Raw genomic sequence first — 22,596 nt, 5'->3', positions numbered from 1 at the left:
CCCGCGAAGTTCAGGGCGTAGGTGGAAGCAGCAGCTACGTCGTGCTCCACCGCGGCCACCGAACGGAAGGCCGGCTCGGTGGCCCCGTCGGGGCGGTACTCATGGAACCCTTGCGTGAAACCGCCGCAACCTGCGAAGAGATCAACGATGTTGATGGTGTCGGAGTGGTCGGCGGCGCTCATAGGTGAGATCTTAGACGGTGCTCAGCTACCGTCGGACAGGGAAGTGGTGAGCGCGGCTGCGATCTGTCGCCCGACAGCCGCAGCGAGGGGCGGGGGCACGGCCTGGCCGACCTGGCGGTAGCCACGCGTCTTGCGTCCGGCGATCCTCCAGTCCGAGGGAAAGCCTTGCAGCAGCGCAGCTTGAGAGACGGTGAGAGCAGGCAGGTCCTTCACGTCTCCGTCGAGGTCCCAGGGGGTACCTGCTGTGGGCACGTCGTCAGCGACGGTGCCGCCGTTGATACCCATTTCGGCCCAGATCTTCTTCGCGCGCGAGGGGCCCAGGTCCGGCCCACCCCGCCTGTCCGATCCTCCTACCAGGGTCGGGGCAACGCGTTGGGCGCGGGCTGCCCAGGTAGGGGCATGCTCCCAGCCTTGGGTGGCCATCGATCGGTATAGCACGTCTCCCACGGTCGGGGCAGGGCCGTCGACCGGCACCGGCCACGAGAACGCGTTGGCCCAGGGGTCCCGGAGTGCGACGAAGAACCCGTGTTTGCGGTCCTGGGGAACACCGAAGTCGCAGGCGTTGAGCACTGCTGAGAAGAGCCGGAAGCCGAGGTGATGCAGCTCATCCTCGATCTCGCCGCGTACCGCCGCGTACTCGTCCTTGCCGACCAGTCCTGGCACATTTTCGATGAGTACCGCCCGGGGCCTGATCGCCCCAACGAGGTAGAGGGCTGCAGCTACCAGTTCTCTTTCGACTTCATCGCTTGCGCGATTGACCGTTGCGGTGGATTTTACTCGCGGAGTACCGGCGGAGAGCAGGTCCGCATCGAGGGCCGCAGGGTGATTCACCGGATCGAATTCTTTGAGATCTGCCTGGATCAATGGCCAGGAGGGGCGATTTATGTTCAGAGTTTCGAGCGCTGTGGCGTCGTTCTCCACCAACCCTGCAGGCGCGAAGCCAGCGTCCTCCAGGCCGAGTGCCAGGCCGCCTGCACCGGCGCATACTTCCAGGAACCTCAGAGAACTGGCGGTTGACATTCGCGCTCCTTGAATGTTGGTGGGCCTCGCCAACCTACGTGACTTCTGGACACGGTTGAAGGTGCTTCGTGTGACAATGTCAATTCTGCGCCAGAATTCCGTGCGGCGGCGACAGTTTGGTCGGTTGCGAAGGGGTGATGGACACTCCGTCGTCAACTCGCCGCATTGATTTCGTGACTCTTCGTGCGGCATTCGAGAGCTCCGAGGTTGCTGTGGCATCACCGAGAACGGTGGCGGCGCCTTCACGTTTCCGCTGGCGGGCGTGTCGTCACGTATTGCGGTCGATGCGTCACATGTAGCGCCTGTAGCAGAGGCGGATGAGCCATTGGCTTGATTTGCCACAAGTGGTGGAGGAGAGCGCGTTCCTGGGTGGGGAAGTCGGGGGTGGGGCCCGTGCGGTGGGCTCGGCGGCGTAGGAAGGCGAGGGAGGTGGCCAGGGCGGCGTATTCGGTTACGGCGCGGGCGGCGGCTGGGCCGTGGGTGCGGCGGGCGATGTCGCGGGCCAGTGAGCGGGTCTTGAGGGAGGACAGGGAGATCGGTTCGGTGGGGGAGAGCCAGCCGGTGGTGACGTACGGGGGGAGGTAGGTGCGCAGGGCGAGGAGTTCGCGGTGGCGGGTCCAGACGGCGAGCCAGGTCAGGGCGGCGAAGACCGGCAGCATGAAGAGGCCGTAGACGGTGATGAAGCCGAGGTCGCCGAGGGTGGTGGCGGCGTTCCAGATGGCGTGCAGGAGGACGGCGGTGGCCAGGCCGACGAAGGGCAGGGCCAGGCGCAGTGGCCGGCGGTGGGGGTAGCTGGTCGCGGCTATGCCGAAGGCCAGGCCGGTGAGCATGGTGAAGAGGGGGTGGGCGAACGGCGAGAGGATGATGCGTACGAAGAAGGTCGCGGCGGTCAGGGAGTCGAGGCCGGTGTGGCCGAGGGACTGGTCCTGGCCGAAGGCGTTGCCCAGATAGAGAACGTTCTCGGTGAAGGCGAAACCGGTGGCCGTGATGCCGGCCAGGACGAGGCCGTCCGTGATGCCGTCGAAGTTCTGGCGGCGGAAGAGGAAGAGGAGGAGGACGGCAGCGGCCTTGACGGTCTCTTCGATGACGGGGGCGAAGACGGTCGCGCCCCAGGTCTTGGCGTCGTCGGGGGAGAGGGTGGAGAGGTTGTTCTCCAGCCAGTTCGTCGCGAAACCGTTGGCCAGGAGCGCTACGAGGGTGGCGGCGCAGGCGCCCCAGGCGAAGGCGAAGAGCAGGTTGCGGCGTGGTTCGGGGTCTATGCGGTCCAGCCAGCAGAAGCCGGCTATGAGGACGGGTACGGGGAAGACCGCCAGCCCGAGGCCGACGAGGAAGCCCTGGGTGCCGGTCTGCTGGCGGACCATCGCCAGGATGATCACGCCGGAGAGGGCGAGGAGCGAGAAGAGGGCGACGGCACGTGCCGTCTTGCTGTGCCAGGGCGCCGGGCGGCGGCGCGGTGTGTAGTGCCACTGCGCCGCCGCGGGCGACGCGGCGGGGGCGGCGTGGCGCGGATCGGGCGCGTACGCCGGTTTCGGCGGAAGCGGAGGCGGCTGCGGCGGATTCACCCATCGACCCTAACCAGCGCGGGGTGGACTATGCCGGGAGCCGCCGGAAGAGGAGGTCGTGGACGACGTGGCCCTTGTCCAGGCCCTGTCCCTCGAACTTGGTGAAGGGGCGGAAGTCCGGGCGGGGGCGTAGCCGGAATGCTCGTTGGCGAGGGTGGGCTCGGCGGACAGGACGTCCAGCATCTGCTCGGCGTACGGCTCCCAGTCGGTCGCGCAGTGGACCAGGGCGCCCGGGGCGAGGCGCGTGGTGACCAGGGAGAGGAACTCGGGCTGGATCAGCCGGCGCTTGTGGTGGCGCTTCTTGGGCCAGGGGTCCGGGAAGTAGACGCGCAGGCCGGCGAGGGAGGCCGGGGCGAGCATCTCGCGGAGCAGGATGATCGCGTCGCCGTTGGCCACCCGGATGTTGGACAGGCCGTTGCGTTCCGCGAGGCCGAGCAGGTTGCCCTGGCCCGGGGTGTGGACGTCGCAGGCGAGGATGCCGGTGTCCGGGTCGGCGGCGGCCATCTGTGCCGTGGCCTCGCCCATGCCGAAGCCGATTTCCAGGACGACCGGGCGGCCCTCGAAGAGCTCGTCCAGGTCGATCCGGGAGAGGCCGTCGATGTCCAGGCCCCACTGGGGCCACAGGCGGCGCAGGGCGTCCGCCTGGCCGGGGAGACCCGGCTGCGACGCGGCTGGAAGGAACGGATCCGCCGCTCGTGGTGCGAACCGGCCGGGTCGGCCGCCGGGCCGGTGCCGTCGGGGAACATCGATTTGGGGGTGGGGCGGGACGCCTGCTGGTGCGCCGAGGCCGGCGCTGCGTCGCCCTGCCCGGGACGCTCGCCCGAGTGCACGGCGTCGGGGCCGCAGCCGGGGGCGGGGGTGAAGGCAGGGCGGGGCTCGGCGGCCGGGCCGGGCTGGGCGGCGGGGCCGGGATCGGGGGTGGGGGCCGGGGCGGCGGAGTTCTCGGACACAGTGGGTCGATTCTACGGGCGGGGAAGTGGCGGAGAGGGGCGGTGGGGATGAGGCGGGAGTGGGGGGCAGGCATGGGGCGGTCGCGGGCCGCTCTCGGTGTCGGCCGCCCGCCGGCCGGTCTCAGCCCGTCGGTCTCAGCCCGTCGGTCTCAGCCCGTCGTCTCCAGCATCGCCAGCGCCCGCCCGGCTATCTCCCTCCCGATCGGCAGGGAAGCCGTGGCCGCGGGGGACGGGGCGTTCAGGACGTGGACGGCGGACGGGGTCTCGGTGATGAGGAAGTCGTCGGCGAGGGTGCCGTCGGGCAGGACGGCCTGGGCGCGGACGCCGGCGGGGGCGGGGCGCAGGTCCTCCTCGCGGACGGCCGGGAGCAGCCGGCGGACCGCTTCGGTGAAGGCACGGCGGGAGAGGGAGCGGTGCAGTTCGCCGGTGCCGTAGCGCCAGTGGCGGCGGGCTATGTGCCAGGAGCCGCGGTACGCCAGGGTGCCGGCCAGTTCCGCGGGACGGACGGTGCGCCAGTCGTACCCCTCGCGGGCGAGTGCGGGGACGGCGTTGGGGCCGATGTGGACGGAGCCGTCGATCCCTCGGGTGAGGTGGACGCCGAGGAACGGGAAGGCGGGGTCGGGCACCGGGTAGACCAGGCCGCGCACCAGGGAGGCGCGGGCCGGGGCGAGGGTGTAGTACTCGCCGCGGAAGGGGACGATGCGCATGCCCGGCGCGTCGCCCGCCAGGCGCGCGATGCGGTCGCAGTGCAGGCCGGCGCAGTTGACCAGGGTGCGGGCGCGGAAGACGGTGCCGGCGGAGGTGCGCACCGCGACCCGGCCGGGGCGGCGGCCGATGGTGGTGACCTCGCTGCCGTACGCGATGCGGGCGCCCGCGTCCGTGGCCAGGGCGGCGAAGCGCCGGGCGACCGCGCCGAAGTCGGCGATGCCGGTCGTGCCGACATGGATGGCGGCCAGGCCGCTGACTTCCGGTTCGTACGTCGCGAGCTGGGCGGGGCCCAGCTCGCGGACCGGGATGCCGTGCTCCCGGCCGCGCTGGATGAGGCTGTGCAGGCGGGGCAGCTCGCTGCGGTCGGTGGCGACGATCAGCTTGCCCGTGACCTCGTGCGGGATGTCGTGGTCCAGACAGAACTTGATCATTTCGGCCGAGCCCTGGAGCGCGAAGCGGGCCTTCAGGGAGCCGGGCGGGTAGTAGATGCCGCTGTGGATCACGCCGCTGTTCCGGCCGGTCTGGTGGCGGGCGGGGCCCGGCTCCTTCTCCAGGACCACCACACGGGTGCCGGGAGCGGCGCGCGTGATCGCGTAGGCCGTCGAGAGTCCGACGATGCCGGCACCGATCACCAGCACGTCGCAGTCGTACGCCGTCACAGCACCTCCCCTGGAACCCTTGGAATCAGACGTATCCCATCATGACGCGGGGGACTGACAACGGGCCGGGAGAGCGGCGGGGGCGCGTACGTCCCCGGGCCCCCGCCCGTGTGCACACTGAGAATCACGCCCGCATCCGTACCCAGAATCACGTTCGCATCAGTACTCACACTTGTACGTTTCCGTACCTGCCCTCGTGGTCGTCTCCGTACCCGTGTCCGTGCCCATCACCGTGCCCGCCGTCTTCGTACCCGTGTCCGTGCTGTCTTCGTGCCCGTCGCCGTACCCGCTGTCTCCGCGCCCGCGCCCTATGCCGGTGCCACGAGCAGCGGCCGGGCCCGTTCGCGCAGCTCCACGACGCGGGGCTCGTCACCGTACGGTTCGAGGCGGTGCAGGAGATCGCGTACGTACTCGGTCGTACGGGCCGAGGAGATGCGGCCGGCCACCTCGACCGCCCGGGTGCCGGCCGCGCACGCCGCGTCCAGGTTGCCGGACTCCAGCTCGGCCACCGCGGAGACGACCAGCCGCAGCCCGTGTGAGCGGACGTACTCCTCCGTGGGGCGGGACAGCGCCTGCTCCGTGAAGCGGCGCACCTGGCGGGGCAGCCGCAGGTCCCGGTAGCACTCGGCGGCGTCGGCGGCGAAGCGTTCGTACGAGTAGAAGTCCAGCCAGGACGGGTCGGGGTCGCCCTCCCGGGAGCGCTCCAGCCAGCCCTCGGCGGCCTTCAGGGCCACCTCGCAGGCGCGCGCCTCGTTGGCCTTGGCCTGCGCGCGGGCCTCCACCAGGCGGAAGAAGCTCATCGTGCGGGCGGTGGCCAGGCCGCGGTTGCGTTCGAGGGCGGCCTGCGCCAGGTCGACGCCCTCGTCGGCGAAGCCGCGGTAGGTCGCCTGGAGTGACATCGAGGCCAGGACATATCCCCCCAACGGGACGTCGGCGGCGGCTCGCGCCAGGCGCAGGGCCTGGATGTAGTAGCGCTGGGCCGCCTCCTGCTGCCCGGTGTCGAAGGCCATCCAGCCCGCGAGTCTGGTCAGTTCGGAGGTCGCCCCGAAGAGCGCGCGGCCCACCTCGTCGCTGTACGAGGCGAGGAGGAGCGGCGCCGCGTCCACCCGAAGGCACTCGGGCACCATCGAGGAGCGCCAGTCGCCGCCCCCGTACTTGGAGTCCCAGCGGCGGGCGTCCTCGGCGGCCTCCCGCAGCTTGGTGACGTCGCTGTGCCCGACGTGCTGGGGCGCGGGGTCGTGGGGAACGCCGTCCTTGCCCGTCGCGCCGTTGCCGTCCCGTACTTCCCGCAGGTCAGGTGCTTCGCGCGCGACGGAACTGTCGGCCGGGGATATCAGCCACCGCGAGGCGGGTGTCGCGTACGCGCTCACCGAGAAGGATCCGGCCAGGCTCTGCCAGATGCCCCCGCCACCGCGGCGTCCGGCCAGGTCGAGGCGGTACAGCTCGGTCGCGGACCGGACCGCGGCGCCCACGTCGCGCGGGAAGGCCAGACCCACCTCGGGGGCCGGGTCGGCGTCGGCCAGGCCGATCTCGTGGAGCGGCACCGGGCGGCCGAGCTTGCCCGCTATCGCGGCCGCGATCAGATGGGGCGCGGCGCCCTGCGGCACCATGCCCTTGGACACCCACCGGGCCACCGACGTCTTGTCGTAGCGGAGCGTCAGACCGCGCTGCGCCCCCAGGTCGTTGACCCGGCGGGCGAGTCCGGCATTGCTGATCCCCGCGAGGGCGAGAACGGTGCCGAGCTTCTCGTTCGGCCCGCGTATATCCCTTGACATGCGCACCCCTCGACACAGCGACGGCAGCCCCGGTACCCCGGGGCACGCGTCCACCCAGAGTAGTTCGCCGAATCCCTACCGTTAAGGCCCGATGTCCCGGATGGCGGGTTTCAAGTCCAAGCGTCCGTAGGGGGTTTGGCATGTGCTCCGGGTACGTGTTGCCGTGCGCCCGTGTGTGCGCGCTGGCCGGGTTGGTGCGGGAGCGCTTCCATGGGACCTGCGTGGGTCGGCCCGCTGCACTGGATCCAGTGGGCTGGGGGACACCGCCACCTCATTCCCCGCGGGTGGCGGTCCGGTCCGGGGGCGAGTCCCGCCTCCCGGACTGTCGCATTGTGCGGGAGGGCCCGCCGGGACGGCTTGGGGGTGCCTGCTCGGCCGCGGCGGCGTCCGGGAGGGAGCCCGGCCGTTCGGCGCGGCGTCCCGAAGGCGTGTCCGGGGGGTCGGAGGGGCGGCCCGAGGGGGCGGTTGACGGGTGATCGGCCGCGCTTCGGGTGCGCTGGCCGGTATCGGGCCAACTGGGCTTGGGCGCACAGATTTTGGCTGAAAATCGATGCAGGTGGGTTTGCTTTCGGGAGCGGGGGATGGAAGGGGGACGGGGCGCGGGGCGTACGGGGCTCCCTCGAACCCGCCACCTCCGGGCCGTCCGGTCCGCCCAAGCCGCCCGATCCGCCCGGCCCACCCGGTCCGCCCGCCCCACCCGCGCTCGATAACGTCTTCCGAACACCCCCACGCCCAGGCGCTCCTCGGCGCCTCCCGAAGGCCGCTGTCGTGGCAGCATGGTCCGCACAACAGCTTGGCAACGGCTTGGCAATCCGCTGTGCGGGGCGGCGGTCCGGTCCACCCTGCCGACCGTCAGGGCGATCCTGAGGTGGGCGGGTGTCCGCCCGGGCGGACGGACGGGGGCCGCCCGGCGGCGGCGAACAGGGTGGAGGCGGCGATGCGCTGGTTGGTGGGGTGGAGCAGTACCGCCACGGGACCGGCCCCCACCGAGGAGGCCCGTACGGTCCTCCCCGTAGGCGCCCAGCTCCTGTGGGGCGACCCCGATCCCCTGTGGGCGGTCGGCGACTGGCGTGCCGACGAGGTGCGCGTCGTCCAGGCCGACGCCGAGACCCGGCTCGCCGTCTTCGGGGTCTGCGGCGCCACCGACGACCAGTTGCGGGTGGGCCTCTTCGCGGCCCGTGGGGGCGCGCTGCGCCACCTCACCGCCTGGCCCGGCAGCTACACGGCCGTCGTCCAGGTCGGCAGGCGCGTGACGGTCACCGGTGACCTGGCGGGCGCGCGGCCGGTCTTCCACACCCCGTGGGCGGGCGGTACGGCGTACGCGACCGCCGCCCTCCCGCTCGCCGACCTGATCGAGGCGAACCTCGACGTCGGGCACCTGGCCGCGCTGCTGGCCTGCCCGGACGCGCCCGAGGCGCTCGGCGCCGGTACCCCGTACGAGGGAGTGCGACGGGTGCCGCCCGGCCATGCGCTCGTCCTCCGTGGGGGCAGCTGCGAGATCACCTCCTACGAGCCGACGGCGTCGCTCGCCGTCGCCGCGCCTCAACTGCCGCCGGAGCAGGCCGTCGACGGCGTGCGCGACGCGCTGGTCGAAGCCGTACGGGCGCGGCTGTCCGGGCCCCGGCACGCACCGGACCCGGACGGCCTGAACGGCCTGGACCCGGGGCCCGTCCCGGGTATGGGCCCGGCCGAACGACGGGCCGCGCGCGGCGCGCCGGCCCCCGGCGTCGGCGCCGACCTCTCGGGAGGCAGCGCCTCCGCCACCCTGGCGCTGCTCGCGGCCGGACTGCCCGGAGTGCCCGGCACGGTCAACGGGCGCGGGGAGCGCCTTCTGGCCGTCACCTTCAACGACCGTGCCACCCACGGGGGCCGCCCGTACCGCGAGGCCGAGCTGGAGCGGGCCCGCAGCATTGCCGCCAATCCGCGCCTCCACCACGTCGTCGTCGCGGCGGGTGAGGAATCCCTCCCGTACGCGGACCTGGAGGGCGGGCCGCTCACGGACGAACCGGGGCCGTCGCTCATCACGGCCGGACGCCACCGCCGGCGGCTGCTGGCGGGCAGCGCGGACCACCTCGTGGGCGCCGGTGCGCGGCAGGTCCTGGACGCGCACCCGGCCCGCCTCGCCGACCTGCTCCTGGACCGGCGCAGACGCCATCTGCTGCGGCCCGTCACGGCACTGGCCAAGGCCGACGGGCCGCTGTCGCAGTCGGCGCTGGTGCCGTTCACCGTCTACCGGGCCGCGCGCAAGCTGGCCCGTACGCCATACGGGGCGGGCATTACCGACACGGCGACGCGCCTGAGAGAGCGGCAGTTCAGCGACGACCCGGTGGCGGGCGGCGGGGCGGTGGACGCGTCCTTGGCGGCGCTCTCCTGGTGCCGGCCCGGGCCCGCGGCACGGTGGCTCACGGGGGAGGCGCTGGCTGAAGTATCGGTTCGGCTGAATGCCGCGGCCGTCCGGACGCCCACTGTGGGACGTCCGGGGGAACGCCGGGCCCGCGCCGCGCTGGCCCGGCACGCGGCCGACCACCGGATCTTCGAACAGGCCGTGGAGGTACGCAACCAACGCCTGCACGCCCCCTTCCTCGACAACCAGGTGGTACTGGCCTGCCGGGCGCTGCCGGACACCCTGCGCGTCCAGCCGGGGGCGCGGGCGGCCGTGCTGCGTGCCGTCCTGTCCGGCGCGGGCGTCCGCGACCTGCCGTCGGGCTGGGGCGCCACGTCCCACATCACGCACGCGGCAGCCGTACGGGCCGGGCTGCGTACCTCCATCGGGGACGTGGTCGGCCTCTTCGACGCACCGCTGCTCGCCGACGCGGGGCTGGTCGAGGCACGGGTCGTACGGAAGGCCCTGCGAGCGGCGGCCGAAGGCGCCCCGCTCCCCCTGGACGGGCTCGCCGAACTCGTCTCCACCGAACTCTGGCTGCGCCGCCTGCTCGCCCGCCGCGGCACCTGCTGGACCGGCACAGCCGCACCCCGCCAGCGAGCCGTGGCGGGCGGGGTGTCGCCGCGGCAGAGCCTTTGAGGGGGCGGGCCGGGTTTGCTGGGTGCCCGGCGTACGGCTTGACTCCGCATATGTCAGCTCTGGATGGGCGTCGACCGTACAGTTCCCCGGTGATCGCCTGCCGGCCGCGGCGATCACCGGGCGGCCGTGCGTGGCCGTGTTCCCGGCGGTGATGGTGTGATCAGGTGCTCTGGTAGGCGACGTACGCGGTGCCGTTGCCGGCGGTGATGGCGGGGGCCGACCAGGACGAGGCGTGGGGGACGGGTTCGAACGAGCCCCAGGTGGCGCCGAGGGACGCGACCCAGATCCGGGAGTCCAGGCCGCGCACGGCGCAGTGGAGCCGGCTGTTGATGACGGCCAGGGCGGGCGCGCAGTCGGTGACTCCGCCTACCTTCACCGGCCGGTTCCAGGCGGAGCCGTTGTGGGCGGTGACGTAGGTCTGGCCGTCGAGGGCGACCGCGGCGAGGTAGAGGGAACCCTCGCTGTTGTCCGGGTCGGCCGCCAGCGCCGGCGCGTGGCTGCTCTGCATGTTCGGGACCGTCTAAAAGGCGTGCCAGGAGTCGCCGGTCCGCCAGGTGAAGTAGATGTCGCGGTCGTCGCCCTGGCCGCGGACGGCGCAGTGCAGCGATCCGTTGCGGACGGCCAGGGCGGGGCCGGCAGCGCTCTTTCCGGGAAGGAGGACGGGGCGCCCCAGCCGGTGCCGGAGGCGGGGAAGACGTAGAGGGTGTCCTGCCCGCTGCGGACGGCCAGGTGCAGTACGCCGTCGACCTCGGCGAGGGCCGGGGTGGAGAGGGTGCCGTGGTTGGCCGCCTTGGTGAAGCCGCTCCATCCGGAAGCGGTGCGGCGGGACAGGTGGATGCCGCCGTCCTCGCCGCGGACCGCGCAGGCGGTGCCGGTTCCGACAGTGGCCAGCCCGGGCCCGGTGCCGGTGGTGCCTTGGAGACCGGTGGGGGCGCTCCAGCCGCCCGGACCGTGTGTGACGACGGCGACCTGGCCGGGCCGTTCCTCCGGCGGCCGGCCGCCGACCAACTTGAGGGTGAGCTGGTAGTAGACGGCTGCTGCCGCCCGCCCGGACGCCGGTGCGCAGCCCGTCGCCTGCTGCCCGGTACGCGGCGCTGTACCCCCTCAGGAGAAACGCACTTTTTGGACATTAGGCCCGCGATTCACCTACTGTGCCGACCGTAGGGGTGTTCCTGCTCGACGTCACACACGATGCGGTTCGCCCTCGTCCCGGCGCCGTCCGGTGCACGGAGTACCAGCGGAGAAAGCATCACTGTGACGGCCACTTCACCCCAGCCCGCCCTGCCGGTCATACCCGGCGCATCCGTCGTCCGCGCCCTGCTCAGCCGTGTGGCCGGGTTCGTGCCACCGGTGGTCGCGTTCGTCCTCGGTATCTGGGGGGCGTGGTATCCCTCCCCGTGGACCGATGAGATCGTCACCATGGACGTGGCGCGGCGGTCCTGGCCGCAGATGATGGAGCTGCTGGGGCGGGTCGACGCGGTCCACGGTCTGCACTATGTGCTGATGTGGCTGGTCGGGCAGATGAACGGCGGGCTCTACTGGGAAGCGGCACGGATGCCGTCCGCGGTGGCGGTGGCCGTCGCGGCCGCCGGTCTGGCGTGGCTGGGGCGGCTGCTCGGCGGCCGGCGGCTGGGGCTGTACGCAGGGCTGGTGCTCGCCGTTTTGCCGACCGCGTCGCGTTACGCACAAGAGGCCCGCTCGTTCGCCTTCGTCATGGCGGTGGCGGTGCTGGCCACGGGTGTCCTGGTGAAGATCTTGTCCAACGGTGCCCGGGGGCGGTGGCTGGCCGCCTACGCCGTGCTGATCGCCCTGCTGGGCTGGTTCAACCTCATCGGACTGCTGCTGGTGGCTGCCCACGCGGTCACCGTCGTTCTGCACCGCCCCGGCCGCCGCGTCATCGTTCGCCTGCTCCTGGCCTCGGCTGCAGGTGTCGCCGCTGTCGCTCCGCTGTTGATGCTCGCCGCCGCCCAGAGCTCCGCCGTGGGCGAAGCCGCACCGGTCACCGCCGGAACTCCCTTCAACTACTTCACCTGGCTCCTGTCCCCCGGCCAGGGCACCCTGCCCACCGCGCTGAGACTCCTGCTCACCTGCACCGCCCTCGCCGCCCTGGCCCTCCTCGTCGTGCGTCGGCACCGGGCCCCGTCCCTGGCCCTGGCGGTCGGCGTGCCCTGGCTGGCCGTGCCGCCGCTGCTCCTCCTGGCCGTCTCCCTGGGCCACCCTCTCTTCGCCTACCGTTACCTGCTGTTCTGCCTGCCTGCCCTGGCCCTGCTGCTCGCCCTGGCCGCAACCGTCATCCCCCGTACCAGCAACTGCTGCTCGCGCTCCTTGCGGCCGTGCCCATGTACGTGTCCCACCAGGCCATACGCCAGGTGGACAGCCGCCAGTGGGAGACCCACGCCGTGATCAGTTCGCTGAGCACTCGCGCCGCCCCCGGCGACGCCGTCCTCTTCAACGGCGCCCGGTGCGGCCTGATCGCCACAGCCTTCGAAGAGGCCTTCACCAACCGCCCCGACGTGGGCCGGGCCCAGACCGCCGCCGCAACCGGAGCCCTGGACAACCTGCCCGCCGACCCGGCCCTACTGCAGCAGCGTCTGAACCACGCCTCCCGGGTGTGGCACATCGACTGCACCCACCTGTCGGGCGGCGCCCGCCAAGCCGCCGCCCGCACCGCCGCAGCCCAGCAGCAGGCCCTTACGCGAGCCGGCTTTGCCCCGGTCTACCACCAGCGCGCCCGCGGCGTGGACATCATCATCGAACAACGCCCCACCAACAGGCAGCCCGCCGCTGCACCCGCCCACTGACAACCGGCTCCGGACGCCCTCACCAGGGCGAGCGGAGGGGCCCGGGCATAGGGGCGAGGACCGAAAATGCAATACCGGCCTGCCCTTCCTCGCCGCCGGTCATCCAACTCATTCCTTCACCTCGCTGGGTCACGGCGGCCGAGCGATGCAGAGTCCCGCGCGAACCGGCACTGGGTACGTCGGGGCGGGGGTGGAGCGTCGTTACGGTGGCGGGTCGTCGGGGCGGTGGCGGGGCACCGTTACGGTGGCGGCCCGCCGATACAGGCACGTACCGTCGCTACGGTAGCGTTCCGTCGCCTCGCCTCGCCTCGCCCGGCCCGCCGCTGCGGAATCGTTTCTCCGCTACAGGCCGCCCCGTCGTCACGGAACCGACCCGTCGCCACGTCGGCACCTCGTCGCCACGCCGCACCTTGCCGAAACAGCCCCGACGCCCCGGCGCTCCCGCGCCCCTCAGCGGCAGGTGATCTGTGACTGGGCCCAGTCGCCCAGGAACATCACGGTGTGGGGCGAACCGGGCTCGACTACCAGGCGCAGCGTCTTGTGTCCTCGCAGCGGCACATGGACCGGGACGGCGGGCTGGCCGCCGCGGACCACTCCCGAGCGCCAGAGCCGCTGCCCGTCCGCGTACACGGAGAAGCGCAGCGCCCCCAGGCCGAGCCCCATGTCGTCCACGCCGGCGAACGCGTCGTACGCCGTGCACTGCCGGTTCAGGTCGATGGTCACGGAGGACGGCGCGTGCACGGTCACCCCGTGCCGGAACGTCCGGCCGCCGATGCCCAGTCTTTGCCGCTGCCACAGCCAGCTGCTGTCCGCCATACGCACCTCGGGCTTTGTGCCGTCTCCCATGAGGTCCCACGTCAACTTGTTGATCTGGTACGGGGACGGAGCGGGCGCGGGCTGGGTCGGCTTCGGCTTCGGTTCTGGCTTCGGGGATTGTGCGGGCGGGGCGGCCGGTGCGGGGGAGTGCGGCGGCTCGGGGGCGGGGGTGGGCGTGGCCTTCGTCGGTGCGGGAGTCGGTGTCTGCGCCGGTTCCGGCCGGGAGGAGGCGGTGGGGCCGGGCGTCGGCTTCGGGGATGCGGGGGCGTGGGTCGGGGGCGGCTGCGCCGGAGTGCGCTCCGGCGGTTCCGACTCGGGAGGCTGCGGCGCGACCGAGGCCGCTCCGGGCTGCTCGGCCTGCGCCCGGGGCGTCGGCTGCGGGTCCCCGATCAGTGCCAGAGCGAGCGCGGCACCCGCCACGATCACCAGACCCGCGCCGATCGCCACCTTCGCGGGCGCGCCGAGCCCCTCACCCACCGCGGCACCCGCCCCGCCCGCGCCACCGGACCCGCCGACGACACCCGCCCCCGCGGCCCCACCGGCCCCAGCCGCTCCACCAGCCCCCGCAGCAGCCCCGGCCCCCGCAGCACCACCAGTTCCCGCGGACGCCCCCGCTCCGGCGCCCCCCGCCGCCGCGGCCGCGCCGGCTCCCGCCGCGGCGCCCGCGCTGCCGAGCCCCACCACGGCCGCGGCCCCCTTGACCGCGTATCCGGCCGCGAACCAGCCGATGACCGCCACCGGGAGGATGACGCGGATGTGCTCGTTGACGTCCGCGACCTCCGAGGCCGCCGTACGGCACCGGGCGCAGTCCTCCAGATGCTTGCGCAGCCCGCGCTCCGCCCGCATCCGCAGCCCGCCGCGGGCGTACGCGCCGAGCCGGTCCGCGTACCGGGCGCAGTCGCCCTCGGCGGTCAGCGAACGGTTCACGTGCGCCTGCAGATACGCCTGCTTGAGGCCTTCGCGTGCACGGTGGGCCAGTACGGCGGTGGCGTTGGCCGACAGCCCGAGCAGCGGCGCGACCTCGCTCGGCGACTCCTCCTCGATCGTGGTGTGCCACAGCACGGTCTGGTAGCGCTCCGGCAGACTGCGGAACGCCCGTACGGCCAGGGACTGCTCGGCTTCGCGCATGGCGCGGACGTCCGCGCCGAGGTCGAGCGTGTCGTCATCCAGTGCGGTGCCGGCCGTCGTGACCGCGAACACGGCGAAGTCCTCGACCAGTTGCTCGCGCTTCGCGGTCCTTCCCCAGGCCGCGGCCACCCGGCGGACGGTGGTGAGCAGATAGGCGCGTACGGACGAGTCGGGGCCGGAGCCGCCGCGTACGGCCTGGAGGGTACGGGCGAAGACTTCGCCGGTGAGGTCGTCGGCGGTGTGCGCGTCCCGGCAGCAACTGCGCGCGTAGCGCCGTACGGCGTCGGCGTGGCGGCGGTACAGCTCCTCGTACGCGCTGTCGTCACCGCCCCGCATGCGGTCGATCAACTCGCGGTCCGCGGGAGGCGGCCCGGACTGCCCGGCCGGGCCCTCTGCCGCGACTGCCCCGTCCGCTTCCGCAGACCTGTCCGAGCCCGCCGACCCGTCCGCTCCGGTCGCCCCGTTCGCTTCTGCCGTCCCGTCCGCTTCCGCCGACCCGCCTGCGCCGGTCGACCCATCTGCCTCCGCCGCCCCGCCCGCCCCCGCCGCCCCGACCGCTGTCGCGCCCCCACCCGCTCCCGCAGAACCGCCCCGCCTCCCGGAGCCGCCGGATCCGGCCGCCTTCAGACGGCTCGGCTTCCGGTGAGCGCCCCGGCCCTTCGGACCCCGCGCGCCACTCGGTTCCCGCCCACCCCTCGGCTCCCGGGCTTCACTCGGCTCCCGCGCGTCCGTCGACTCCCGGACTTCACCCTGCTCCCGCGCGTCCGCGGACTCCCGGGCTTCACTCCGCTCCCGCGCGTCCGCCGGCCCCGGACCGGTCCGCCGCACGCGCTGCTGAGGAACGTTCCGTTCGGCCGGCGCAGGCCGGTAATCGTCCTCCGCCCGGTCGTGCCGTTCCACGGCACGCCCCGAAGAACCCGTGCCCAACGCCTCCGGGCCACTCACCCCGTACGGACGTTTCTGCCCCGGGACTTGAGGGCCACGGCCCCCGCCGCCCTGCTGCCCGCCGCCCTGCCCGCCCTGCTGTCCATCACGCTGCCCGTCACGCCGCCCGCCCTGCTGCCCGCCCCGCTCCCGGCCGAGCCGCTCGTCCCGCCGCTCGTCCCGCCCGTCCACACCCATCGCCGAGGCCCCCGAACACGCCGTCGCTGCGGTAACACCGCGCCAGCGTGCCACAGGGGGGCCGCCCGGCTCGGCCTGCGAGCGCACCAACCACTCGTCCGGGGCGAGTTCATGGACGGCAGCACTAGAGGTCACTCGTACGGGGAATACTCGTCCACCGCGCCCAGGACACGGAACGGGGCGCGGCGTCGGCCACAGCCGACCCCGCGCCCCGCCCGATCTCTCAGGCTGTTGTCACTCAGCCCTGCTCGGCAGGCCGCGACCGCAGCCCCTCCAGCAGGATCTCCAGCAGCCGGGCCGAGGCGGCCTGCTGCTGGGCCGGGTCCGGCAGGGACGGTGCGCCCGTGGCGATGACCAGGAGTACGTCGGCCACCGTCACGTCCGCGCGCAGTTCGCCCGCCTCGCGTGCCCGCTCGACGAGCTGCCCGACGACCTCCAGCAGCGCCTGGGCGCCACCGTCCGCCGTGGTTTCGCCTGGCCCGGCCGGTGCCTCCAGCGCGCCGGTGACGGCCGTGCCGCGTGCGGTCACGCCGTTCGGAACGCCGGCGGAGACCCCGTTCGGGACGGTGGCCGGTACGTCCGAGACCTCGGCCCCGGGCGCGCCGCGCTGTGCGATCACACGGAACTCCGCGGGTACGTCGGACGTCAGCGCGCCGGGCACGTCCGCGGCGAGGTGCGCCGCGCCGGCCGACACGTCCGCCGGACCGGTCGGCACGCCGTCCGGTCCGTACGCCTGGCGCTGCTGCGGAACCCGGGCCTCAGCGGCACCAGCGTCAACACCAGTACCCGCACCGCCCGCGCCGTCCGAAGCCGGAGCGCTGGCGCTCACCCGCAATATGCTCGGCGGCAGCAGCCGTCCGGCGCCGGAGGCGACCGACGTCCGCAGGAAGCGCGAGAGCGCCGACCACGGGTCGTCCTCCTGGCCGAGCGCCGTACGCGCCTGGTCGGTGAGGCGGGAGGTCTCCTCCTCGGCTATTCGCCTGACCAGTACGTCCTTGCTCGGGAAGCGGCGGTACACCGTCCCCACCCCGACGCGGGCACGCCGCGCCACGTCCTCCATGGGCGCGCCGTACCCCAGCTCGCCGAAGACCTCACGAGCCGCCCGCAGGACGTGCTCAAGGTTGCGCTGCGCGTCCACGCGCAGCGGTGTGCTCCGAGCGCCGGCACCGGAGTGTCCGGAGTGCGCGGTGTGCGGATGTGTGTGCGTGGTGCCGTTCCCCCTGCCCTCCGCGGCGTGCGCGGTGGCAGTTACGGCAGTCGGCCATTGAGAGCCCTGAATGTGCATAGATGATCCCCCGGTAATGACGTCTCCCCCGGAGACTCCCCGCCCTGACTGCTGGGGTGTAACAACGTGACGACGAGAGGTTGCACCCCAACGAGGTACGAACATAGTTGAGCCCAGGTCAAGAATGAAGGGGGCAGTTCCGCACAGTCCGTGCACCGATCGGAGTACGGATCCCGTCCGCCCCTGTTCCGCACCCTCCGCCCGCCGTAGACCCACCACCTGACCTGCACCCTTGCGCCCGGCAGCGCGGAACCCGGCCCTCCGGGCCGATGTGCCGGACCGGTCATACATTTCGTCGGGCCTGTGGACAAAGGCGTGTCGCCGTTGCGTCATGGAACAGTGCTGCGTCCTTCCGGGGACGCAGTGCCTGGTGGTGGCAGGCCGGCCGGAGGACGGTGGCAACCCGCGCGGGCCGGCCTTTCGATGTGGCATGTCGCGAGGAGAACCTCTGTGAAGGAACCGGCGCGCATTCTCGTTGTCGGCGGCGGCTACGTGGGGATGTACACCGCCCTGCGCCTGCAACGGAAACTGAAACAGGAACTGCGGCGGTCCGCCGTCGAGGTGGTCGTGGTGGACCCCGACCCGTACATGACGTACCAGCCGTTCCTCCCCGAGGCCGCGGCCGGCTCCATCTCGCCGCGGCACGTCGTCGTACCGCTGCGCCGGGTGCTCCCGCTCTGCAAGGTCGTCGTCGGGGAGGTCACCGCGCTCGACCACACCGCGCGGACTGCGACGGTCACGACACCGGCCACCGAGGAGGAGGGCACCGGCGGTCTGCAACTGCCCTACGACGAGCTGGTACTGGCGCCCGGCTCGGTCTCCCGCGCGCTGCCGGTCCCCGGACTCGCCGAGGGCGGCATCGGCTTCAAGACCGTCGAGGAGGCCATCGGCCTGCGCAACCACGTCCTGGAGCAGTTGGACATCGCCTCCTCGACCCGCGATCCGGCGATCCGCGACGCCGCGCTGACCTTCGTCTTCGTCGGCGGCGGCTACGCGGGGGTGGAGGCGCTCGCGGAACTGGAGGACATGGCGCGCTACGCGGCGCGTTACTACCACAACGTCGAGCCCGACGACATGAAGTGGATCCTGGTCGAGGCGACCGGCCGCATCCTGCCGGAGGTGGGTACGGCGATGGGGCAGTACGCGGTACGGGAGCTGCGGGCGCGCAACATCGACGTACGGCTGGAGACGCGCCTGGAGTCGTACGAGGGGCGGATCGCCGTCCTGAGTGACGGCTCACGCTTCCCGGCTCGCACTCTCGTGTGGACCGCGGGCGTCAAACCGCACCCGGTCATCGCCGCTTCCGGACTGCCGCGCACCAGTCGTGGCCGCCTCAAATGCACGGCCGCCCTCCGGGTGGAAGGCGTCGAACACGCCTGGTCGGCGGGGGACGCCGCGGCCGTACCGGACCTGACGGCGGAGCGCCCGGCCAAGCCGGACGAGCCGCGCCGGGAGTGCGCGCCCAACGCTCAGCACGCCGTCCGGCAGGCGCGGGTGCTGGCGGAGAACATCGCCGCGGTGCTGCGCGGCGAGCCCGTCGTGGACTACGCGCACAAGTACGCCGGTTCGGTCGCCTCGCTCGGCCTGCACAAGGGGGTCGCGCATGTCTACGGGCGCCGCCTGAAGGGCTACCCGGCGTGGGTCATGCACCGCGTGTACCACTTGAGCCGGGTGCCCACGTTCAACCGGAAGGCGCGGGTGCTGGCCGAGTGGACGCTCGCCGGGCTCTTCAAACGGGAAATCGTTTCTCTCGGCTCGCTGGAACACCCGCGCGCCGAGTTCGAACTGGCGGCGAGCACCGGGCGCCACAACGAGCCGAGCTGACGGGCCGTCGTAGACGGTCGGCCGTACGGGCCGCACCTTGCCCGCCCCGCCCGTACGGGCCGCACCTTGCCCGCCCCCGCCCGTACGGGCCGCACCTTCCCGGGCCGCCCAGCCGCCCGCCCGGTCCGTACGGGCCGATCCTTCCAAGGCCGCCCAGCCGCCCGCCCCCAGCCGCGCGCCCCGCCCGTACGACCCCCGCCTGCCGCCCCGTCGCACCCCCGTACCCGGAGTCAGGAACTCCACCTCGTACCTCCGGCGTCTGACGGATGTCAGTCCGGTCGGCCACACTGGACGTGTGACCATGGGTGGGCTCGTATCTGCGAAGAGTGACAATCACGAGGATTCTGGACGATTGCTGCAATCCGCCAGAGGGCACCGAGGGTGCCCTCAGCCGACACCGCTCCCCGCCTCTGCCGGGCGGGCGTCCCTCCGGCGTGCGCGCGGGGAGTCCCACCGAGCCGACGGCCCGATCCCGCGCGACGACGCGAAGTAAGAGGTCCCCTCCGTGAACTTCACGCGCTGGAGCGCCCGTCTCCCCGGCACACAGCGGCGCGGCGCCGCCCGGCCCGACCGTGCCGCACCGACGTCCGCCGCCACCGTGCCCGCCGCTGCCGCCGCCTCCGCCCCGGGTGGCCCGCCGGGTGTGGCCGCCGGCGCGGTCCCCGCGGCCCGCGCCGAACACCCCGGCTCGGACGCGGTGACTGACGGCCCGTCCGCCGGCCCGGACCGCACCCCCAGCGTCGACGCGCTGTCCGTGCACGACATCCTGGGCAAGGTCCCCGCCCTGGTGGCGGTCGTGTACGGGCCCGAGCACCGCATCGCGTACGTCAACGGCGCGTACGCCACCGTCTTCGGCCCCCGCCCGCCCGGCGCCACCGCCCGTGAGGCACTGCCCGAGCTGGACGCGCTGGGCCTGCTGCCGCTGATGGACCAGGTGCTGCGCAGCGGCCGCCCCCGTACGGTCAAGGCCCGCCGGGTGCCCGGCGGCGCCGGCGCCGACCAGTCCCGGGACGGCTACTACACGTTCACCTGCACCCCCATCGAGGTCGCCGCCAGCGGTCCGGCGCCCGACCCCGAGGTCGCCTGTGTGGCGCCGCACAAGGGCGTGCTCGTCTTCGGCGCCGACGTCACCGACCAGGTGGAGTCCACCGAGCGGCTGCGCGCCAGTGAGGCGCGCCAGCGCGCCGCGGCCGTGACGCTCCAGCGTTCCCTGCTGCCGCAGGAGCTGGAGCAGCCCGACGACCTACGGGTCGCCGCGACGTACCAGCCGGGCGGCACGGACGCCGCGGTCGGCGGCGACTGGTACGACGTCATCACCCTCGGCGCCGGCCGTACGGCCCTGGTCATCGGCGACGTCATGGGCCGGGGCGTGCGCGCCGCGGCCGTCATGGGACAGCTGCGGACGGCGGTCCGCGCCTACGCCCGGCTCGACCTGCCGCCCCACGAGGTCCTCCAGCTGCTGGACGGACTGGCCGCCGAGATCGACGCCAGCCAGATCGCGACCTGCGTGTACGCGGTACACGACCCCAACGAGGGCCGCCTGGTCTACGCCTCCGCCGGCCACCTGCCCATCCTGGTGCGTGACGCCGAGGGCACGGTGCTCCGCGCCGCGGAGCCGACCGGTCCGCCGCTGGGCACCGGTGGCTGGCTGCACACCTCCGGAAGCGTCCCACTGGGGCCCGGTTCGAGCGCTGTCCTCTATACGGACGGTCTGGTCGAGCGCCGTGACAAGGACATCGACCACGGGGTCGAGGCCCTGGAGCGTGCCTTCTCGGGGGCGACCGGAGCGCCGGACATCGTCTGCGACCGGCTGCTGCGCGCCCTCGGGATCTCCACCGACCACGACGACGACGTGGCCGTCCTGGTCCTCCAGCACCCCGCCCGTACGGGACACGACGCCGAGCTGTTCCACAACGCCGCCCTCGAACTGCACGGCGGTACGGAAGCGGCACCCCGCGCCCGCGCCTTCGCCTCCGGGGTGCTCGCCTCCTGGCGCTTCTCCCCGGAGCTGCACGACCTCGGCGTCCTGGCCGCCAGCGAACTGGTCGCCAACTCGCTCCAGCACGGCACTCCGCCGATGCGGCTGCGGCTGCGCCGTACGGACCGCCGACTGATCATCGAGGTGACCGACGGCGACGACCACCTGCCGCGGCGTCGCCGGGCCGAGCCCGCCGACGAGGCGGGCCGCGGCATCTCGATCGTCGCGACGATCGCCTCGGCGTGGGGTTCGCGACGGACGCCCGGCGGCGGCAAGGCCGTGTGGTGCGAGTTCGCGCTGCCGCGGGAGTAGCGGCGGGGCGGTACGCACGCGGATGCGCGTACCGGCAGCACAACGGGCCGGCCCCTGCCAGGTGCAGCAGGAACCGGCCCGTACGCGATCGGTTGTTCCGCGCGGCTTACGCCACCGCCGTGACGGACTCCCGCCGCGGCGCACCCGCGTCGGCCCCCGTATCGGTGACCGTGCCCGCCGGCGCGTCCGGGGTGAAGGCCCGGATGTGCGGGTTGTCCTGCGCGGGGGTCAGCATCCGCCCCAGCCGCAGCGCCAGCACGCTGATGCCGACGGCGCACAGGATCAGCATCCCGATGTACGGGGCGGACATCCCGTGGCCCACCATGAGGGCGCCCACCGCCGGGCCGATCGCCAGCGCCAGCTGCTTCACCAGGGCGAAGACCGAGTTGTACTGACCGACCATGGACGCCGGCGCCAGGTCGGCCACCAGCGGGGCCACCGTCGGCGAGAGCAGCGACTCCCCTATACCGAACAGGGCGTAGGTCGAGATCAGCAGAGTGGTGGCCACCGCGTGCGCACCGTGCACCAGGCCCGACAGACCGGCCGCCAGCCACGCCACGGTCCAGATCAGCCCGACCACGGCCATGACCCGGCTGCGCCGCCGCCGCTCGACCAGTTTCAGGACCACGAACTGGGCCGCCACGATCGCCGCCGTGTTGGCGGCCAGCGCGATACCGAGGGTGGAGGGCGCGATCCTCGTGACCTCGGTCGCGTACGCCGCGAGCCCCGACTCGAACTGGCCGTAGCAGGCGAAGAACAGTACGAAGCCCAGCAGGCACAGCCACATCATGCGGCGGTCGGCGAACAGCGCACGCCAGGCACCCTTGGCCCGTGCCTCGCTCGGCACCGGGTCCTCGACCCGCGGCGTCCGCGGCAGCCGTACGGTCGCGATGGCCGCGCCCAGCACCAGGAACATCACGGCCTCGATCGCGAAGAGCCGGACGAAGCTGCCGGCCGCCGACTCGTCGACCAGCAGGCCGCCTATCAGGCCGCCGATGCCCAGACCCAGGTTGTTCAGGAAGAACTGGGTGGCGAACGCCCGCGAACGGGTCACCGTGGTCGAGCACCACACGATCATCGTCGCCAGGGCCGGCTGGATCACCGCGATACCGGCGCCCAGCGCGATGGCGGAGGCGATGACCAGGGGCTCGGTGGTGGACAGGCCCAGCCCGAGCGACCCGACGGCGGCGGTGACGGCACCCGCGATGGCCACCGGCAGCGGACCCCGCCGGTCGATCGCCCGACCGGTCAAGGGCAGCACGACGAGCGCGGCGACGGCCAGCATCGCGAGGACGACACCGGCCGTACTCGCGCCGAGGTCCCGTACCTTCGCCACATAGACGTAGAGATACGGAACCGTGAAGCCGTTGCCGAACGCGCTCAGCGCGTTGCCCAGCTGGATCCGGCGCAGCGCGGCGCCCATCGCGGTGGTCACACTCACCTACCTAGGTC

The 22,596-nt window shown here is 73.0% G+C and carries 13 protein-coding genes and 2 pseudogenes; 5 read left to right on the top strand and 10 right to left on the bottom strand.

Going from position 1 to position 22,596, the window contains the following annotated elements; genetic code table 11:
- Positions 1–17 precede the first annotated feature (17 nt).
- The 6 genes and pseudogenes from ACEXOX_RS23230 to ACEXOX_RS23205 all read right to left on the bottom strand — a co-directional run.
- Positions 18–182, bottom strand: a pseudogene (locus ACEXOX_RS23230) (DNA cytosine methyltransferase); the annotation flags it as partial.
- Positions 183–203: 21 nt separating this feature from the next.
- On the bottom strand, positions 204–1,202 hold the full coding sequence (locus ACEXOX_RS23225; protein WP_406522976.1) for a DNA cytosine methyltransferase: 999 nt from the start codon (positions 1,200–1,202) through the stop codon (positions 204–206).
- 242 nt (positions 1,203–1,444) lie between these two features.
- Positions 1,445–2,764, bottom strand: a complete 1,320-nt coding sequence (locus ACEXOX_RS23220) for a PrsW family intramembrane metalloprotease (protein ID WP_406522974.1) — start codon at positions 2,762–2,764, stop codon at positions 1,445–1,447.
- 28 nt (positions 2,765–2,792) lie between these two features.
- Positions 2,793–3,594 (bottom strand): annotated as a pseudogene (gene trmB / locus ACEXOX_RS23215) (tRNA (guanosine(46)-N7)-methyltransferase TrmB).
- A 269-nt stretch (positions 3,595–3,863) separates the two neighbouring features.
- Positions 3,864–5,081, bottom strand: a complete 1,218-nt coding sequence (lhgO, locus tag ACEXOX_RS23210) for an L-2-hydroxyglutarate oxidase (RefSeq protein ID WP_406522972.1) — start codon at positions 5,079–5,081, stop codon at positions 3,864–3,866.
- Between the two features lie 308 nt (positions 5,082–5,389).
- Positions 5,390–6,856, bottom strand: a complete 1,467-nt coding sequence (locus ACEXOX_RS23205) for an MFS transporter (protein WP_406522970.1) — start codon at positions 6,854–6,856, stop codon at positions 5,390–5,392.
- Positions 6,857–7,793: 937 nt separating this feature from the next.
- Here ACEXOX_RS23205 and ACEXOX_RS23200 point away from each other — a divergent pair.
- Positions 7,794–9,878: an asparagine synthase-related protein gene (locus tag ACEXOX_RS23200; protein WP_406522968.1), complete on the top strand. Its 2,085-nt coding sequence runs from the start codon at positions 7,794–7,796 to the stop codon at positions 9,876–9,878.
- Between the two features lie 160 nt (positions 9,879–10,038).
- Here ACEXOX_RS23200 and ACEXOX_RS23195 read toward each other — a convergent pair whose 3' ends face one another.
- Positions 10,039–10,386, bottom strand: a complete 348-nt coding sequence (locus tag ACEXOX_RS23195; RefSeq protein WP_406522966.1) for a hypothetical protein — start codon at positions 10,384–10,386, stop codon at positions 10,039–10,041.
- A gap of 746 nt (positions 10,387–11,132) precedes the next feature.
- On the opposite strand from ACEXOX_RS23195, the gene ACEXOX_RS23190 reads away from it, so the two are divergent.
- Both ACEXOX_RS23190 and ACEXOX_RS23185 read left to right on the top strand, forming a co-directional pair.
- On the top strand, positions 11,133–12,281 hold the full coding sequence (locus ACEXOX_RS23190) for a hypothetical protein (RefSeq protein ID WP_406522964.1): 1,149 nt from the start codon (positions 11,133–11,135) through the stop codon (positions 12,279–12,281).
- Complete coding sequence (locus ACEXOX_RS23185) at positions 12,278–12,679, top strand: hypothetical protein (RefSeq protein WP_406522962.1); 402 nt, start codon at positions 12,278–12,280, stop codon at positions 12,677–12,679. Before ACEXOX_RS23190 ends, ACEXOX_RS23185 begins: the two co-directional genes overlap by 4 nt.
- A 450-nt stretch (positions 12,680–13,129) precedes the next feature.
- On the opposite strand, the gene ACEXOX_RS23180 is transcribed toward ACEXOX_RS23185, so the two are convergent.
- Together ACEXOX_RS23180 and ACEXOX_RS23175 are read right to left on the bottom strand one after the other, a co-directional pair.
- Positions 13,130–14,959: a sigma-70 family RNA polymerase sigma factor gene (locus ACEXOX_RS23180; RefSeq protein ID WP_406526440.1), complete on the bottom strand. Its 1,830-nt coding sequence runs from the start codon at positions 14,957–14,959 to the stop codon at positions 13,130–13,132.
- A gap of 1,024 nt (positions 14,960–15,983) precedes the next feature.
- Positions 15,984–17,030, bottom strand: coding sequence for a TetR family transcriptional regulator (locus tag ACEXOX_RS23175; RefSeq protein WP_406522960.1), 1,047 nt, complete (start codon positions 17,028–17,030; stop codon positions 15,984–15,986).
- Between the two features lie 423 nt (positions 17,031–17,453).
- On the opposite strand from ACEXOX_RS23175, the gene ACEXOX_RS23170 reads away from it, so the two are divergent.
- Together ACEXOX_RS23170 and ACEXOX_RS23165 are read left to right on the top strand one after the other, a co-directional pair.
- The gene (locus ACEXOX_RS23170) at positions 17,454–18,854 is read left to right on the top strand and encodes an NAD(P)/FAD-dependent oxidoreductase (protein WP_406522958.1); all 1,401 of its coding nucleotides are present in this window, start codon (positions 17,454–17,456) and stop codon (positions 18,852–18,854) included.
- Positions 18,855–19,359: 505 nt separating this feature from the next.
- On the top strand, positions 19,360–21,144 hold the full coding sequence (locus tag ACEXOX_RS23165) for a SpoIIE family protein phosphatase (protein ID WP_406522956.1): 1,785 nt from the start codon (positions 19,360–19,362) through the stop codon (positions 21,142–21,144).
- A gap of 106 nt (positions 21,145–21,250) precedes the next feature.
- Here ACEXOX_RS23165 and ACEXOX_RS23160 read toward each other — a convergent pair whose 3' ends face one another.
- Positions 21,251–22,579: an MFS transporter gene (locus ACEXOX_RS23160; protein WP_406526439.1), complete on the bottom strand. Its 1,329-nt coding sequence runs from the start codon at positions 22,577–22,579 to the stop codon at positions 21,251–21,253.
- Between the last annotated feature and the right edge of the window lie 17 nt (positions 22,580–22,596).

The sequence above is a fragment of the Streptomyces sp. Ac-502 genome, from assembly GCF_045222935.1.
In the GTDB taxonomy this organism is placed as follows: Bacteria; Actinomycetota; Actinomycetes; order Streptomycetales; family Streptomycetaceae; genus Streptomyces; species Streptomyces monomycini.
The sequence above is the reverse complement of the archived record's forward strand: the minus strand, read 5'-3'. Positions and strand labels throughout refer to the sequence as shown.

What these genes read in the sequence shown, in the direction of transcription:
- ACEXOX_RS23175 (WP_406522960.1), bottom strand. Translation starts at nt 17,030, where the DNA reads ATGCACATTCAGGGCTCTCAATGGCCGACTGCCGTAACTGCCACCGCG.
- ACEXOX_RS23225 (WP_406522976.1), bottom strand. Translation starts at nt 1,202, where the DNA reads ATGTCAACCGCCAGTTCTCTGAGGTTCCTGGAAGTATGCGCCGGTGCA.
- ACEXOX_RS23195 (WP_406522966.1), bottom strand. Translation starts at nt 10,386, where the DNA reads ATGCAGAGCAGCCACGCGCCGGCGCTGGCGGCCGACCCGGACAACAGC.
- ACEXOX_RS23180 (WP_406526440.1), bottom strand. Translation starts at nt 14,959, where the DNA reads ATGCGGGGCGGTGACGACAGCGCGTACGAGGAGCTGTACCGCCGCCAC.
- ACEXOX_RS23200 (WP_406522968.1), top strand. Translation starts at nt 7,794, where the DNA reads ATGCGCTGGTTGGTGGGGTGGAGCAGTACCGCCACGGGACCGGCCCCC.
- ACEXOX_RS23205 (WP_406522970.1), bottom strand. Translation starts at nt 6,856, where the DNA reads ATGTCAAGGGATATACGCGGGCCGAACGAGAAGCTCGGCACCGTTCTC.
- ACEXOX_RS23170 (WP_406522958.1), top strand. Translation starts at nt 17,454, where the DNA reads ATGTGGCATGTCGCGAGGAGAACCTCTGTGAAGGAACCGGCGCGCATT.